The organism is Gilvimarinus japonicus (assembly GCF_042847215.1).
In the GTDB taxonomy this organism is placed as follows: Bacteria; Pseudomonadota; Gammaproteobacteria; order Pseudomonadales; family Cellvibrionaceae; genus Gilvimarinus; species Gilvimarinus japonicus.
The window spans coordinates 2,854,123-2,869,171 of sequence record NZ_AP031500.1; the positions used below are offsets into that span (position 1 = coordinate 2,854,123).

Below are 15,049 nucleotides of genomic sequence, written 5' to 3' on the forward strand. Positions count from 1 at the left end.
AATACCACACCCATTGAGACCTTTTTACGCCGTATTTGTGTCGCGCTCCGATATTACTCGTCGACCAACACATCGCACTTATAAAAACCTTCATTTTCTGCTAGCGCACTACTCAGCTGCGGTAACAGTTGCTGCATAGTGTCAAACAGCGTCCAGGGCGGGTTAATGACAAACAACCCCGAAGACGTCATACCGTGACCTTTCGTTTCGGCGTCAGGCTCAAGCGCTAACTCATAGCGTTGAATATTCTTTATGCCACTGCGCACGAGTCTCTTTTCCATAAAATCGATCTGCTCCCGATCAACCACTGGGTACCAAATGGCGTACACGCCTGAAGCGAATTTTTTATGGGCTTTAACGACGGCATCGATGATTTGAGCATATTCAGCCTTAACCTCGTAGGACGGATCAATTAACACCAGTGCCCGGCGCGATTTAGGCGGGACACGCGCCAGCAAACCGCGCAAACCATCGGCGCATTCCACCTGCACATTGTTAAACGTTTTGGTGTTGTCCTCCAGTTTTTTACAATCACTGGAGTGCAGTTCATACAGCCAGGCGCGATCCTGCGGCCGTAAAAAGCGCTGAGCAATAAGCGGTGAGCCCGGATAGTAATAAAGTTTGTCGGTACGATTGGCCAGCCGCACCTGCTCTAGGTACGGTGCCAACAAAGGCCAAGGCTTGGCCATCAACTTGCCAATGCCACCGCGATATTCACCCAGTTTAACGGCGTGCTCCGAGCGCAAGTTATACAGGCCAGCCCCCGAGTGGGTATCGATATACTCAAAAGGCGCAGGCTTTTTGGTGAGGTACGCTAAAATTTCAACCAAGACGATGTGCTTGATAACATCGGCGTAGTTGCCGGCATGATACGAGTGGCGATAACTTAGCAAAAGAGGCTCTCATGTGACGGTTTGACGGCGCCGGGCCAGAGCCCGACGATCTTAAGCCCCTATTATCAACCTGGGCCTACTAAATTGCACCGATTTTTACCGCTAAACGCGACTGCCAGGTGACTGCGGACTCAAGCGCCCCCTGCGACAACATTGATCACATCGCCACAGCGACACTGATCAACCCGGTACTCGGCCACCGCATAAAGGCCGCGCAAAAGAGAAACTAAAAAAACAGAGCGACAAAGTTTGAGTAAACTCATCGGTTGGGATTTAAAACAAAGGAGAAAAGCCTCGGGCGAGCATTCCGTCACCCGAGGGGAGATCAATTACATAGTTTTATTAACAGGCTAAATGGCCCGCCATAAATTTATGCACGGTCTCGGCATCGTGGGGCAACACCTCGTAGCGCTCTTCGCGCTCAAACAAATCGGCCATATGATGGGGCAATGCAGGATCTTCTGTTTGTCCGGCTTTTTGCACCGCCTCGGGGAATTTAGCCGGATGGGCAGTGGCGAGACAGACCATTGGTACGTCTTGCCTGCGACGAGTTACACGGGCAGCCTCGACACCGATGGCAGTGTGCGGATCAAGCAGATACTCGGTGTTTTCGAACACATCGCGAATCACTTCGAGCATGCGCTCGTCGTCCACCCGGTGGCTGGCAAAAAGTTCTCGCGCGCGCTCCAGGGCTTTAGGGTCTAAATGCATGGCGCCGGTTTTAAAGTCTTCCATCATTTGTGCGATCTTAGCGCCATCACGGTCGTACAAATCAAACAGCATGCGCTCAAAGTTGCTCGATACCATAATGTCCATGCTCGGCGACAAAGTGTGCTCTAACTGCTGCTTACTTAAATCGTTGGCGCTAATAGCGCGGTGCAAAATATCGTTGCTGTTAGTGGCAATCACCAACTGGTCGATAGGCAAGCCCATGCGCTTAGCCAAATAACCGGCAAAGATATCGCCAAAGTTACCCGTAGGCACCGAGAATGACACCGGGCGTGCCGGACCACCGAGAGCCAGAGACGCGTAAAAGTAATAGACGATCTGAGCCATAATGCGCGCCCAGTTAATGGAGTTTACCGCCACCAACTGACGCCCTTCTGGCAAAAAGGACTGATCGGCAAAACTGGCTTTTACCATATTCTGGCAATCGTCAAAGTTACCATCCAGCGCGACATTGTGCACATTGTCTTCCAGTACGGTCGTCATCTGACGGCGCTGTACGTTAGAGACGCGGTTGTGCGGGTGCAAAATAAAAATATCGATGTTATCGCAGTGACGGCATCCTTCAATGGCGGCCGATCCGGTATCACCCGAGGTCGCGCCCATCACCACCACTTTTTGGTCGCGCTTTTTTAAAATGTAGTCGAGCAAGTTGCCCAAAAACTGCAGGGCAAAATCTTTAAACGCTAACGTTGGGCCCTGAAACAACTCTAAAATAAATTCGTTGTGACCAGTTTGCACTAAGGGGGCGATGGCCTTGTGGCGAAAGGTCGAGTAAGAGTCGGCGATAATTTTTTTCAGGTCGGCATCGGGCACCGCGCCATCAACAAAGGGCGACACCACTTTAAACGCCAGCTCTTCATAAGATAAACCCGCCCAACTGGCGATCTCGTCGCGGCTGAATTCGGGCAAGCTTTCGGGCACATACAGGCCACCATCGGGCGCTAAGCCCGTGAGAACCACTTCTTCAAAAGACAATGCGGGCGCTTGGCCGCGAGTGCTAATGTATTTCACGCTAGTAACCTGATCGTAATTTCCAGTAAAGGCGGACTACCCGCCCGTTTATTTTAACGGCTCAAGACGGATACGGGTGATCGCACCAGTGATTGAGCTGAGCGCTTCAATTTTGCTGATCGCGGTGGCCAAGTCTTTCTCAACCGCGCGGTTGGTCAACAGAATCAGCGGCACAATCTCTTCATCATCCGGCGCTTCTTTTTGAATCAGTGCTTCAATACTGATACCTGAATCGCTCAGAATAGTCGCCACCTGAGACAGAACACCGGGCTTATCCAGCGCGGACATCCGCAAGTAGTACGCGGTTTCTACGTCTTCGATGGGCAGAATATCGTCTTCACCCAAGCTACTTTGATGAAAGCCTAAGTGCGGGACCCGGTGTTCAGGATCAGCCGTTAAGGTGCGCGCCACGTCGACGATATCGGCAATAACCGATGAGGCCGTAGGCTCGGCGCCAGCGCCCGCCCCGTAATACATCGTCGGGCCAACGGCGTCGCCCTTCACCATAATGGCGTTCATCACACCATCCACATTGGCCAGTTGACGCTTCTCTGGGATGAGGGTCGGGTGCACCCGCAGCTCGATACCATCTGGCGTGCGACGGGCAATACCCAGGTGCTTAATGCGATAGCCCAACTCGTCGGCGTAGGCTACATCCACCGGCTCGATTTTGCTGATACCTTCGGTAAATACTTTTTCAAACTGCAGCGGAATGCCAAACGACATAGAAGCCAGGATCACCAACTTGTGAGCGGCATCGATACCTTCCACATCAAAGGTTGGGTCGGCCTCGGCGTAGCCCAGCTCTTGTGCTTCGGTCAGTACTTCAGCAAAATCACGGCCCTTATCGCGCATCTCGGTCAGAATAAAATTGCCCGTACCGTTAATAATCCCGGCTAACCATTCAATACGGTTGGCGGCCAGCCCCTCACGAATAGATTTAATGATGGGGATACCACCGGCCACCGCAGCTTCAAACGCAACGGTTACGCCTTTTTTGTCGGCTGCAGCAAAAATTTCGTTGCCATGCTCGGCGATTAACGCTTTGTTGGCGGTAACCACGTGCTTGCCATTATCAATCGCCGTCAGGATCAAATCCCGCGCAACGGTTACCCCCCCCATTAGCTCAACCACTACATCGACGTTGGGGTTGGTCGCCACATCAAACACATCGCGGGTAACATTCAGAGCAGTCATATCACAGTGAGGGTTATCGCGTCGCGCGCCCACCTGCTCGACAATAATGTCACTACCGGCGCGGGCATTAATGACACGCTGATTACGCGCCAGTACGTTAACGGTGCCACTGCCTACGGTTCCCAGACCGCAGATACCTAATCTGACCGGTTTCAACATCGATTCCTCTTTATGATGGAGTTCTGCACAAATAAAAGACGGCAACCTTACTCAGAGCGAAGGTTGCTGTCAATTGCCTGGCAAAGGGGACTAGCCGGGCACGTGCCCGGCCAGCAAGAAGGGTATTATTTTTGCTCAATCGTCTTTAATAATTGCTCTGGGGGCTGGTAGCCCACCAACAAGCGGCCATCAGGCAACAAAATAGCCGGAGTGCCTGTCACGCCCATCTCGCCACCTTTTAAAAACTGTTTTTCAACCGGGCTCGCATCGCATGTGGCCGGCTTGACTGACTCAAGGTTTTTCAACTTATCCAGGGCCGCTTGCTGATCGTCCGCGCACCAAGCGCTTTCGAGTTTAGCCGCAGAGGGGCTATTGAGGCCGGCGCGGGGGTACGCCAAATAGCGAATTTCAATACCCAAGTCGTTATAACCGGGCTTTTTGGCGCCCATTTCATTGTAACTGTGCAGCTGACTGTGCAAGCGACGACAGTAACCACAATCGACATCGGTAAATACGTAAGCGACGTGCTTAGTCTCGCCATCCGGCGCAAACTTAATGCTCTCTTTTTCGCCTAAACTGCTGACGAACTCTTTACGGCTATCCACCAGGTATGGGTCTTGAATGGGCGATAGCCCCTCAGGCGTGACATCAAACATGTCCCCCATAATGACGTGCTTACCATCGGCCGAGATAATAACCGCCGGCCCGCCAACAATTTGGACATTGTACAAACCGTCAATCACGGACGGGCGAATCGCACCCAGCTGGGCACCACCGGTGAGCGTTTCGAGGCTTTCTTTAATAAGCGCCTCAGGCGAATCGGCCTCTTCAGCATAAGCGCCCAGCGCCAACATCGCTGATAAGCCCAGCGCCAAACCGTATTTAACTGTTCGTAAAACCATAAACTCTACTCGCTAGGATGTTTGCCCAGTTACTTCTTGCGGGCTAGTTTACCATACAAACACCGCCGTAGGCCTCAGCCACGCGGGTGGTGCTCCTGATGTAGCCCCTGCATACGCGCCTGGGCCACATGGGTATAAATTTGCGTTGTAGACAGGTCGCTATGCCCCAGTAACAACTGCACAACACGTAAATCGGCGCCGTGGTTTAACAAGTGCGTAGCAAACGCGTGGCGCAACGTATGGGGCGACAAGGGCTTATCAATACCAGCGACCAACGCCCAATGCTTAATTCGGTGCCAAAATGTCTGCCGGGTCATCATTTGCCTCCGAGTGCTCGGAAACAACACCTCGATCGGCCTCTCCCCGACTAATAGCGGTCGAGCCTCGCGGATATAACGCTCAAGCCAGTAATTTGCCTCTTCGCCCAGCGGCACCAACCGCTCTTTACTGCCTTTACCCATGACTTTGACCACGCCTTGGCGCAAATTCAATAGCGTCACAGTTAACCCCGTTAACTCAGACACCCGCAAACCGCAGGCATAGAGAACCTCTAACATAGCGCGATCACGCAACCCCACCGGCTCACTCACATCGGGGGCCTTGAGCAAGGCTTCGACATCGCGCTCGGTTAAAAGTTTGGGCAGCGACTTGGGCAGCTTAGGACTCTCGATCCCCACCAGCGGGTCGCACTCCTGCAGCCCCTCGCGCACCTGATCGCGATAAAACCCTCGCAAACAAGACAATAACCGCGCGGTAGAGCGGCTGGTATAACCCTTAGCGTGCCGCCAGGCCAAATACGCCAGCACCCTCTGACTACCGAGCGATGCAGCGAGAGAACTATCCTGACTCGCCAGGTATCGCGCAAACCCCTGCAAGTCACGTCGGTAACTGGCCAGCGAATTCTCTGACAAGCCTTTCTCTAGCCATACGCGATCGAGATAAGCATCAATCACTGCCGTATCGGCAGCCGACAAGGGCTTAGATGCCATAACTACTCAACTTCCGCTAGCAAAGGGCCGATATAAAAAAAGCCGATGTAGTTTCCCACATCGGCTTTTTTTATACAAAACGCACTTAACAAAAAGTGCGCTCCGTGATGTTAGACGCTTACGAGCCCAACTTTTCTTTAATACGTGCGGCACGACCGGTAAGGTCACGCAAGTAATAAAGCTTAGCCTGACGCACATCACCGCGACGCTTAACAGCAATGCTGTCAACCTGACGGCTGTGAGTTTGGAAGGTACGCTCAACACCAACGCCGTGGGAGATTTTGCGCACCGTAAAGGCAGAGTGCAAACCACGGTTACGCTTAGCAATCACAACACCTTCATAAGCCTGCAGACGCTCGCGGCTGCCTTCAGTTACTTTTACCTGAACGACAACGGTGTCGCCCGGTGAAAAGCTAGGGACTTCTTGTTTGAGCTGTTCGTTTTCGAGCTCTTGAATGATTTTGTTGGTCATTTCAATTCTCCTAAAGAGTTTGTAGCTTCACAGCTAGAATCAATCGTTATCAAGGTCTCGACGAAAGTCCGTCAGCAGCGCCCGCTGCTCCTCAGTTAAGTTTTTGCTTTGCAACAAATCTGGCCGTCTGAGCCAGGTTCGCCCCAGCGCTTGCTGTAAGCGCCAACGCCGAATTTTTTCATGGTCACCGGACAATAAAATAGCCGGTACCGTTACACCATCGAGCACTTCGGGGCGCGTGTAGTGGGGATGATCCAACAGCCCTTCGCTGAATGAATCTTCCACTGCCGACTGAGCATCACCCAGTGCGCCCGGCAGCAACCGGGTAACCGCATCGATCAACACCATCGCTGGCAGCTCACCGCCAGACAAGACGTAATCGCCGATCGACCACTCTTCATCAACCACCGTCTGAATCAAACGCTCGTCAATGCCTTCGTAGCGCCCGGCAAGCAATATCAAGTTACCGCTTTGCGCCATAGAGCCTGCCGCGGCCTGATCAAACACTTGCCCCTGGGGCGAGAGGTAGATCACGCGGGCATCGCCCGTCCACTGCTTTGCGGCCGCAACCGCGTCGCGCAGTGGCTGTACCTTCATCAACATCCCGGGGCCGCCACCGTAGGGACGATCGTCCACCGTTTTATGTCGATCGGCGGTAAAGTCCCGCGGATTCCAGCACTGTATTTCCACCTGGCCCCGCGTTACTGCGCGGCCGGTAATGCCATTGTCGCGCACGGCGGCCAGCATCTCGGGAAATAACGTCACTACCGCTATCTTCACGACTTTACCAACTTTTTGTCTGGTTCTGGCGCCACTCAAACACTTGGGCTGCTGCGATCAGCGACTTAAAAAGCCGGATCCCAGTCCACCTCAATGGTGCTTGTCGCCCGATCGATATGAGTCACAAACTGATCCGGCACATAGGGGATCAAGCGCTCGCGCTCATCAATACTGTCGGCATCAGGGGCCACAACCAGAACATCATTAGCGCCAGTTTCAATCAGTTTTTTAACCGTTCCCAAGCGGCTTTCGCCCCCCTCAAAACGGCTAACAACTGTCATATCCTGCAACTGATGCCAGTAAAACTCGCCCTCTTCCAAAGGCGGTAGCTGTTCGCGCTCAACCGCAATCACACAGTTGGTGTACTGGGCGGCGAGGTCGCGATCATCCACATCTTTGATGTGGGCCACAAACCCCTTGCCGTGGGCGCGATGCTCATCAATCTCAAAGGCTTTAACGCCGTGGGCTGTTTTCAGCCACCAGGGCGAGTAATCAAAGAGATTGGCGGCGGGCTCAGTGTGAGAGCGGATCTTAATCCACCCCTTAACACCAAACACGCCGGTTACTTGCCCGACGTTAACCAGATTAGAAGTACCTGCTGACACCGGGCGAGTAATCAGGCTGCGTCTTTAACCAGCTTGGCAACGCGGTCGCTCAACTGAGCGCCTTGGCCAACCCAGTAGTTAACACGCTCCTGATCAACGCGCAGACGCTCTTCTTGGCCGCGGGCGATAGGGTTAAAGAAACCTACACGCTCGATAAAACGACCATTACGGGCACTGCGGCTGTTGGTTACAGTCAGGTGGTAAAAAGGACGCTTCTTAGAGCCACCACGTGACAGACGAATAGTTACCATTCTAGCTTTCCTGTAGTTTCATTGGCGCAGGCTTGCCCACGCTCGGTTTAAAATTAGGTTCATCAGCGGATCAAGTCCACCGCGAAAGGCGCCGTATTCTAAGGGAAACAACCGCCGTTGTATAGCGCTATTGTGCAAGTTTTACGCAGGCTGCTCGAATCGTCTTTGGCTGGCCGCTAGACCATATCCGTAAAGCGATTGGCGATATCCAGTATTATCGGCTTTTCAAAGCCCGGCAAATGGACGCCTTCGGCATCAAAGACCACTTTCGACTCGTCAATCATTCCTTCGCCAAAGCGATAGATTGTCGCAAAATCACCGCGTAACGCGCCGTTATCATAGGCCTCAGCATTAGCCCGCACTGACTGGCGGCGCTCGCAGTAGGCCTCAAAAGCTTCAGCGCCATAGCGTTTGGCCAACATTTTCTCCACCACGCGGGGCGCCAAAACGCTGGCGGTAGCATTATTGCCACCAAACCCTTTGGAGTTTAAAAAGGCAACATCGATACCCTGCTCGGGGGTGAAATCGCGCAAAGGAATATGCAAACGATCGCCATAAACATCGTCCGCCACGGCATCAATGGTTTTGACACCCGGAATCACCCCATACTTAAACGTACCGAGAGCTGCGATCATCTGGTCAGCGCTGGCGGGCGACAATGAGTGCCCCACATAGGCCTTAACCGCCGCCACCGGCCAGTTTTGAATGCCAAAATACTCCGCCACTTGATCGAAGATCTGTGATTCGGTAACGCGGTTTTGCGGCGTGCTTGAGCCGTGCGCATGCACCATAGAGCGCTCGCGTACTGCCTCGTCACCGACAATCGCACGGGCCGCGGCAACGGCTTTGGCAAACGTGATATGGTTGCCCGGCCCCGGCGCCGTGATAGATTTTTTGTAGCCATCGGCATTAATAAAAACATCACTCACCGCACCGTGGATATCAGCGCCCAGCGTTAAGGCCAACTCATCATCCATCAAAACGATATACTGCCCAGACTCAGCGATGGTAAAGCCGCAGTTCTCACCAAATGGACGACTTGAACGGCGCGGATCGGTGGCGCTATCACCATCCAGTTTTTGCAATTTATCTTCACTGGCGAGCGCACCCATGGTCGCGTAACCATCAATCACCTCGGGCAATATCGGCGCCTCGGCGTTACCCACCACAGCTACCCGACAGCGGCCGCTGGCGATATCCTCCACCGCTGAGCGCAGGTTGTATAAAAAAGAGGCGCAGGCACCCGCATTGGCACTGGTATGACCAACACTCCCAAGAATATAGGCGTTCACAAAGTCAGCGACCATGCTGTTAAGGCCCAGTGGGCACTGTTTGGTACTGACGCGGCCGCCACGCAAACGCGACTGCAGCAAACCACCAAAGCCGTCGTCATCCAACTGACTCATCACATTGCTGGCGTAAACCCCCACTTGATCAGGGTTAATCTGCGCGACAATATCCGCCCAATCAATACCAATAGAACGCACGGCATCGGAGGCCGAAATAACGGCCAACTGCAACGCGCGGGGGTGGAATCGGGCATTGTATAAATCAGTAGGGTTAAAGCCCTGCGGTAGCTGTCCGGCCGACTTCACCGGGCAGTCGCGATAACTGTCAATTTTAACGTCAAGCGCACCGGTCACCTCAACCGTAACTCGCCGGGCGTCCAATTCAGTGACCTGCCAGTTAGCGGGCAGCGGCTCGGGAAGCTCGCGCGCCTTCATAACAAAACGCTGGTTGTCGTTTTCGGGATTAAGAGTGGCAGATTTTTGCCAGTGAACGCTATCGACATCAAAAAATGCCGGATCGATACGGCGAATCAGGCTGCCCGCTACGATATCGGCGCCAAACCGCGACTCAATGTCTGCCAGCGTCAACACACCGCCGTCGAGATCTTGCCACTGCCCGGCAACAAAACGGACAAACCCCATCATCACCGCCAAGCCCGCCAAAGTCTCGCGCCGCGCGTTATCGTCTAAACTCTCAATAATCATCCGCCGAAAAGCGTGATGACCCGAGCTGCGGCCGGCGGCATTAAACCCACCAAACCCCACAATAACCGGCAAGCGCGACATAGCGTTCTCCAAAATATGACAAGGAAGATACTGAGAAGCGCAGAGTGTAGAAGCAAAGCCTAGCAACGGTCACGGCCATACCAGCCAAATACTATGGTATTCTGGCCAAATAGAGAAGCCTTGGCCGATACCATGACAGACAACACAACACAGACGATACAAATTACTTTTGTGTTATCCGAGCACATGCTCACCACTGGCACCACGCTACCGCTGGAGATGCTGCAAACCGCCCAGCTGGCAAGGCACCAATCGGCGCAGGCCTCACCGGTTAACCTCGCCATGCGCACGGCGGTAGCCCTCGGCACCCAACTGCCCACGCCAACCGGTATGCGCTGGGCGCCCGATGCGACCCTAGCCGAAGCCGGCAATAACGACATCATTTATCTGCCCGCTCTCTGGCGCAACCCTCGCCCTGTGCTGCGCCGCGCCGGCGCACTTATCGAATGGCTAAAAGAGCAACACCACAACGGCGCCACTATTTGCGGTGTCGGTACCGGTTGTTGTTTTCTCGCCGAGGCAGGCTTGCTGGACGACAAGGTGGCAACCACCCACTGGCACTACTTTGATCAGTTTCAAAAAAATTACCCTAATGTGCAGCTCAAGCGGCAACACTTTATTACCCAAGCTGGCAACTTATACTGCGCCGCCAGCGTCAACTCTCTCGCCGACTTAACGGTTTATTTTATTCAGCGGCTAATGGGAAAAACCGTTGCTAGCCATGTAGAACGTCACTTTTCTCACGAGATTCGCCGCTCTTATGAAAGCTCAGCATTTTACGAGGACACAAGCCACCCACACCCGGATGAAACCATCATTCAAATTCAGCTGTGGATTCGGGATAATTACTCACGGCCCATTACGGTGGCCGATCTGGCGCGACGCTTTGGCATGAGCACCCGCACACTAAACCGACGTTTTAAAAATGCAACCGATACAACGCCGCTGGCCTACCTGCGAGAGATCAGAATAAAAATTGCGCGAGAGCTGCTTAAAACCAGCAACCTGAGCATTGTTGAGGTGGCGGAAAAATCCGGTTATCAGGACAGCGCTTATTTTGCCGAGTTGTTCAAGCAACAATTGGGCACTACCCCCAGCGCCTACCGAGAGATGGTCCGCGCCAAACTATTTCGCACCGATTAAGTATTACGACCGTTTGGTTAAAAACACAACATCGTCAGCCATAAATTCAAGCCTGGCATTCAAAGTGTCAGCTAAAAACTCAAAGGTTTGACGGGAAAAAAAGCAGATATGGGTGGGGTCATTTTTGTAGTGCCAACCGGCAAAGGCCGTCGCATCTAAAGCCAACTTTGTCATAATCGCGAGCACCCCATTTTTTTCCAAACAGCCCCACAAGGTTTGCAGCTCTCCATATGGATTATGCAAATGCTCCACCACCTCAGTGACGGTGATAAAATCGTACTTTGTCGCAAGCACGGATCGATCCGGCGCATAAAAAATATCGTACAGCGCAACGGTAAAGCCAACCTCTCGCAACATGGCGGCCAATGCCGGGCCCGGGCCACAACCAAAATCAAGACCGCGAGCAACAGAGCTCAACCTGGCGACTAACGGAGCGTACAATCGATTTAAAAAACGTCGATACCCCGGATCATACACTTGGTTGTCATGCAGGTCATACTCAGACTTTTCTCGAGCAGGGGAAAGATAAAACCGTGACGGGACAAAAATAAGATAACAGTGGTGACAGCGAAGGTAAAATCGCCTCCGGTCGCAATAAAACCACGACGCCTCATCGCTCGGACAATCGGTATGGCAAAGCGGACACCGCAGTAGCTGAGACATAACAAGCCGTTGGTAAAATTTTAGTGGAGTAAAGTAACGACAAAACAAAAGCGCCGGCACGGCCGGCGCTTTTAGCTAGAAAACCTGACTGGGAAATCTAACGTATTTAACGGCTACATTACGCAGCTTCGGATGCATCACCCGTTTTGTGATCGACGCCTTGCTCTGCAGGGGCGCGTGCGACACCATCGGCAATGTCAATGGTCCGGGGTTTTACAGCCTCTGGCAACTCACGCACAAGATCAACATGCAGCAAGCCGTTTTCTACAGCGGCCGACTCAACCCGAACGTGATCGGCCAGCTGAAAGCGGCGCTCGAAATTGCGCGCGGCAATTCCTTGGTGCAAGTAAGTGCGAGATTTATCCTCGGCGCCTTTATTGCCCGATACAGTCAGGTTGTTTTGGTTTACTTCAATGTTTAGCTCGGCGCGGTCAAAGCCGGCCACAGCCATAGAGATTCGGTAATGATCCTCACCTGTCAATTCAATATTGTAAGGCGGGTACCCCGGCTGACTTTGCTCGTTGCGGGACAAGCTGTCGAGCAACCCGGCGACGCGATCAAAACCAATAGAAGAACGATATAAAGGAGTTAAGTCAAAGTTACGCATAATGATATCCTCAAATTTGAGCAATATTTTAAAAGTGCCTATCCATCGGATCAGGCGATTTTGCACCTCTCTTTTGAGCAGGTACAACTGATATATAAGGCCTGCTTTTTACATTACAAGGCATAAATCTAATTTTATTTTTTAACGCTACACACTCGCCTTTAGCGCCTCTTTTAACTCCGGGTAACGATAAATAAACCCACCCTCAACGGCCACTTTCGGCGCCACTTTATTATTACTTAACAACAACTCTTGAGCGGCCTGACCCAGCAGAACTTTTAGCACCCATTTGGGCACTTTGAAAAATGCCGGACGGTGTAACACCTCGGCCAACTGCTGACTAAACTCCCGATTACGCACAGGTTTAGGCGCCACAGCATTAACCGGACCGGCAAGATCATCGCGGGTCAACAACCAGATAATCATCGACACCAAATCTTGTCGATGAATCCAGCTCATCCACTGCGCCCCACTGGCAACTGGTCCGCCCAGCCCCACTTTAAAGGCCGGCAGCATTGAACTCAGGGCACCGCCGCCCTGATCCAGTACGACACCGGTTCGCAACAAACAAACTCTGGTGCCCCGCTCCGAAAAAAGCCGCGCCTGCTTCTCCCAATCCCGGCACAGGTCGGCCGCAAAGCCTTCGCCAGCGCAACAGCTCTCATCGGCCACCACATCACCCGTATCACCGTAATAGCCTATCGCGCTACCGCTAACAAGCACTTGGGGCGGACGTTGCACCGCAAGCTGGGCCATGAGCCTTTGCGTAAATGCGACACGACTGTCCCGCAGAGTTTGGCGTCGGCGCTTACTCCAGCGACTTAGCACAGTCGCGCCAGCCAAATTAATCACCGCGTCAAAGCCTTCATAGCGGGATAAACCCGCAAAATCCGTAGCCGACGCTCCAAGCCGTTCAAGGCTGCGCCTAGCCTTTTCTGGAGAGCGTGTCAGCACCGTAACCTTTGCTCCCGTTTGGCACAGCTGCTGGCACAACAGCTGACCGATAAATCCTGTGCCGCCGGTTAGCAAGATACTACTTTGCGATACGTTGATGGACCCCATAGACGCCTCCCTTTAAGACACTAAACCGTAACCACCGCTGTTAAATACGCAGACCATCGACTATGGTTCACTCAGCGCTAAAATGCGCGCGCTAAATGGCCATGTCACAAGGCGCGAACTAAGCTGTAAGATAGAGATTATTAACGTCATAGAGAGGAGCCCACATGGCAGGCTATCAGCACATATTGATTGCAGTCGACCTTGAAGAAGGCGCCACACAGCTGCTTAGTAAGGCGCAAACCATAGCAAACGCCGCACAGCTTCACTTAGTACACGTAGAAGAGCACCCGGTAACCGGATACGGCGACGTCACCGGCCACAACCACAGCGTCAATGAAATGCAGATACGCCAAACCGTGTACCCACAGCTTTCAGCACTGGCTGATAGCTACGGCATACCGCACGCCAACCTCCATATTACATTTGGTGACCCAGCCTATGAAGTGCACCAACTCGCCAACACTTTAAATGCGGATCTCATCGTAACTGGTAGCCACGGCAAGCACGGCTTAAAGCGTTTTTTAGGTTCGACCTCCAGCAGCATCCACGACGGTGCCAAGCGAGATGTGCTGTCCATCTACACAGGCTAATCAGAAACAAGCACCCACAAAAAAGCCGACGCTTGCGTCGGCTTTTTACAACCCTAAAACACTGGCCGATTAACTGGCCAACTTAGCGTTTTTAAATTCAACCAAACGGTTAAGGTTGCTCAACGACTGCAAGTGAGCATAGATCAGCTCCATGCCATCCTTCTTAAATAAATCCAGCAGTTGCTCATCGCTCAACGCCTTAAGCTTTTCACGCTTAACGGTGTAAAAGCCTTTAATGCTCATATTGTTATCAGCATTGCCGTTAAATTCGATATTAGCCTGCATTGGCTCTAACAAATCCAACTCTTTTAGCGTTTTACAGAACGTTCTTGTCATCTCAGCGCGGTATTGGTAATCCTGCAGGAACTTCAACACTTCTTTCAAGTGATCAGTTTGCTCGCCATTGTCATCAAACAAACGCTGCCCTTTACTGCCATCGGCAACCAGCGCTTTACTGTCTTCGTCAATGCACAGAGTCAGGTTTTCTGAATCTTTGCCACCGGCAAACACAAAGGGATAACGGCGGATAAATGCTGGGATGTAGCGCGCATTAATACGGCCATCGTCGGTCAGCATTAGGTTTTCACCCTGCTTGACGCCCATCACTGCCAAAGGGGTGTGCTCGCCCTGCTCGTTAGGCGCCGAAAAAATAACAGCGTATTCAGCGGCAGCAAAAGGTATCTCGGTGGCCAACAAAGGCGCCGAGGTCATCTCCGAGATAAAGTCGTAAGAGTCGATACTTACCGACAGAGTGCGGTGCTTATCGCTGGTTAAAGGCTGGATATTGTTGTAAATCATTAACTGCTTAGTCACGTGAATACTCCGTTGTTATTGTCGCGCCCTATCAGGTTCGCAAAATCAAAAAAATAGGCGCACATAGTAGCATTTTGGTCACTCACTGCCACCCTATAACGGCCATTG

At 52.6% G+C, this 15,049-nt stretch carries 16 protein-coding genes; 2 read left to right on the forward strand and 14 right to left on the reverse strand.

Going from position 1 to position 15,049, the window contains the following annotated elements; genetic code table 11:
* Positions 1 to 53 precede the first annotated feature (53 nt).
* The 10 genes from ACGHAD_RS12115 to ACGHAD_RS12160 all read right to left on the reverse strand — a co-directional run bounded on the left by ACGHAD_RS12115 (position 54) and on the right by ACGHAD_RS12160 (position 10,063).
* Positions 54 to 893, reverse strand: coding sequence for a 23S rRNA (adenine(2030)-N(6))-methyltransferase RlmJ (locus ACGHAD_RS12115; RefSeq protein ID WP_382418567.1), 840 nt, complete (start codon positions 891 to 893; stop codon positions 54 to 56).
* Positions 894 to 1,235: 342 nt separating this feature from the next.
* On the reverse strand, positions 1,236 to 2,633 hold the full coding sequence (gene thrC / locus ACGHAD_RS12120; RefSeq protein ID WP_382418565.1) for a threonine synthase: 1,398 nt from the start codon (positions 2,631 to 2,633) through the stop codon (positions 1,236 to 1,238).
* A gap of 48 nt (positions 2,634 to 2,681) precedes the next feature.
* Positions 2,682 to 3,989: a homoserine dehydrogenase gene (locus ACGHAD_RS12125; RefSeq protein ID WP_339617154.1), complete on the reverse strand. Its 1,308-nt coding sequence runs from the start codon at positions 3,987 to 3,989 to the stop codon at positions 2,682 to 2,684.
* A gap of 125 nt (positions 3,990 to 4,114) precedes the next feature.
* Positions 4,115 to 4,891, reverse strand: a complete 777-nt coding sequence (locus tag ACGHAD_RS12130; RefSeq protein ID WP_339617155.1) for a thioredoxin fold domain-containing protein — start codon at positions 4,889 to 4,891, stop codon at positions 4,115 to 4,117.
* Between the two features lie 74 nt (positions 4,892 to 4,965).
* Entirely contained in the window at positions 4,966 to 5,865 is a 900-nt protein-coding gene (gene xerD, locus ACGHAD_RS12135) for a site-specific tyrosine recombinase XerD (RefSeq protein WP_382418621.1), read from the reverse strand.
* Positions 5,866 to 5,998: 133 nt separating this feature from the next.
* Positions 5,999 to 6,352, reverse strand: coding sequence for a 50S ribosomal protein L19 (gene rplS / locus ACGHAD_RS12140; protein ID WP_339617157.1), 354 nt, complete (start codon positions 6,350 to 6,352; stop codon positions 5,999 to 6,001).
* Positions 6,353 to 6,391: 39 nt separating this feature from the next.
* A complete protein-coding gene (trmD, locus tag ACGHAD_RS12145; protein ID WP_382418619.1) occupies positions 6,392 to 7,099 on the reverse strand; it encodes a tRNA (guanosine(37)-N1)-methyltransferase TrmD in 708 nt (235 codons plus the stop codon).
* A gap of 98 nt (positions 7,100 to 7,197) precedes the next feature.
* The gene (gene rimM / locus ACGHAD_RS12150; RefSeq protein ID WP_339617159.1) at positions 7,198 to 7,737 is read right to left on the reverse strand and encodes a ribosome maturation factor RimM; all 540 of its coding nucleotides are present in this window, start codon (positions 7,735 to 7,737) and stop codon (positions 7,198 to 7,200) included.
* 11 nt (positions 7,738 to 7,748) lie between these two features.
* Positions 7,749 to 7,988, reverse strand: coding sequence for a 30S ribosomal protein S16 (gene rpsP / locus ACGHAD_RS12155; protein ID WP_041523742.1), 240 nt, complete (start codon positions 7,986 to 7,988; stop codon positions 7,749 to 7,751).
* Positions 7,989 to 8,164: 176 nt separating this feature from the next.
* Positions 8,165 to 10,063, reverse strand: a complete 1,899-nt coding sequence (locus ACGHAD_RS12160) for a beta-ketoacyl synthase (RefSeq protein WP_382418562.1) — start codon at positions 10,061 to 10,063, stop codon at positions 8,165 to 8,167.
* Between the two features lie 132 nt (positions 10,064 to 10,195).
* Here ACGHAD_RS12160 and ACGHAD_RS12165 point away from each other — a divergent pair, with 132 nt between their 5' ends.
* Entirely contained in the window at positions 10,196 to 11,206 is a 1,011-nt protein-coding gene (locus ACGHAD_RS12165) for a GlxA family transcriptional regulator (protein WP_382418560.1), read from the forward strand.
* 3 nt (positions 11,207 to 11,209) lie between these two features.
* Here the strand turns inward: ACGHAD_RS12165 and ACGHAD_RS12170 are convergent, their stop codons facing one another.
* The 3 genes from ACGHAD_RS12170 to ACGHAD_RS12180 all read right to left on the reverse strand — a co-directional run bounded on the left by ACGHAD_RS12170 (position 11,210) and on the right by ACGHAD_RS12180 (position 13,538).
* Entirely contained in the window at positions 11,210 to 11,869 is a 660-nt protein-coding gene (locus tag ACGHAD_RS12170; protein ID WP_382418558.1) for a class I SAM-dependent methyltransferase, read from the reverse strand.
* Positions 11,870 to 11,987: 118 nt separating this feature from the next.
* Positions 11,988 to 12,476, reverse strand: a complete 489-nt coding sequence (locus tag ACGHAD_RS12175) for an Hsp20 family protein (protein ID WP_382418556.1) — start codon at positions 12,474 to 12,476, stop codon at positions 11,988 to 11,990.
* A 147-nt stretch (positions 12,477 to 12,623) separates the two neighbouring features.
* Positions 12,624 to 13,538, reverse strand: coding sequence for a TIGR01777 family oxidoreductase (locus ACGHAD_RS12180; RefSeq protein WP_339617164.1), 915 nt, complete (start codon positions 13,536 to 13,538; stop codon positions 12,624 to 12,626).
* A 164-nt stretch (positions 13,539 to 13,702) separates the two neighbouring features.
* On the opposite strand from ACGHAD_RS12180, the gene ACGHAD_RS12185 reads away from it, so the two are divergent.
* Positions 13,703 to 14,128, forward strand: coding sequence for a universal stress protein (locus ACGHAD_RS12185; RefSeq protein ID WP_339617165.1), 426 nt, complete (start codon positions 13,703 to 13,705; stop codon positions 14,126 to 14,128).
* A gap of 69 nt (positions 14,129 to 14,197) precedes the next feature.
* Here the strand turns inward: ACGHAD_RS12185 and ACGHAD_RS12190 are convergent, their stop codons facing one another.
* The gene (locus ACGHAD_RS12190; RefSeq protein WP_339617166.1) at positions 14,198 to 14,941 is read right to left on the reverse strand and encodes a SapC family protein; all 744 of its coding nucleotides are present in this window, start codon (positions 14,939 to 14,941) and stop codon (positions 14,198 to 14,200) included.
* Positions 14,942 to 15,049: the final 108 nt, after the last annotated feature.

Excerpts from the sequence above, each read along its gene's own strand:
- ACGHAD_RS12125 (WP_339617154.1), bottom strand. The coding sequence starts at position 3,989 with ATGTTGAAACCGGTCAGATTAGGTATCTGCGGTCTGGGAACCGTAGGC.
- ACGHAD_RS12185 (WP_339617165.1), top strand. The coding sequence starts at position 13,703 with ATGGCAGGCTATCAGCACATATTGATTGCAGTCGACCTTGAAGAAGGC.
- ACGHAD_RS12180 (WP_339617164.1), bottom strand. The coding sequence starts at position 13,538 with ATGGGGTCCATCAACGTATCGCAAAGTAGTATCTTGCTAACCGGCGGC.
- ACGHAD_RS12170 (WP_382418558.1), bottom strand. The coding sequence starts at position 11,869 with ATGTCTCAGCTACTGCGGTGTCCGCTTTGCCATACCGATTGTCCGAGC.
- ACGHAD_RS12165 (WP_382418560.1), top strand. The coding sequence starts at position 10,196 with ATGACAGACAACACAACACAGACGATACAAATTACTTTTGTGTTATCC.
- rplS (WP_339617157.1), bottom strand. The coding sequence starts at position 6,352 with ATGACCAACAAAATCATTCAAGAGCTCGAAAACGAACAGCTCAAACAA.
- ACGHAD_RS12160 (WP_382418562.1), bottom strand. The coding sequence starts at position 10,063 with ATGTCGCGCTTGCCGGTTATTGTGGGGTTTGGTGGGTTTAATGCCGCC.
- rpsP (WP_041523742.1), bottom strand. The coding sequence starts at position 7,988 with ATGGTAACTATTCGTCTGTCACGTGGTGGCTCTAAGAAGCGTCCTTTT.
- ACGHAD_RS12130 (WP_339617155.1), bottom strand. The coding sequence starts at position 4,891 with ATGGTTTTACGAACAGTTAAATACGGTTTGGCGCTGGGCTTATCAGCG.
- trmD (WP_382418619.1), bottom strand. The coding sequence starts at position 7,099 with ATGCTGGCCGCCGTGCGCGACAATGGCATTACCGGCCGCGCAGTAACG.
- ACGHAD_RS12175 (WP_382418556.1), bottom strand. The coding sequence starts at position 12,476 with ATGCGTAACTTTGACTTAACTCCTTTATATCGTTCTTCTATTGGTTTT.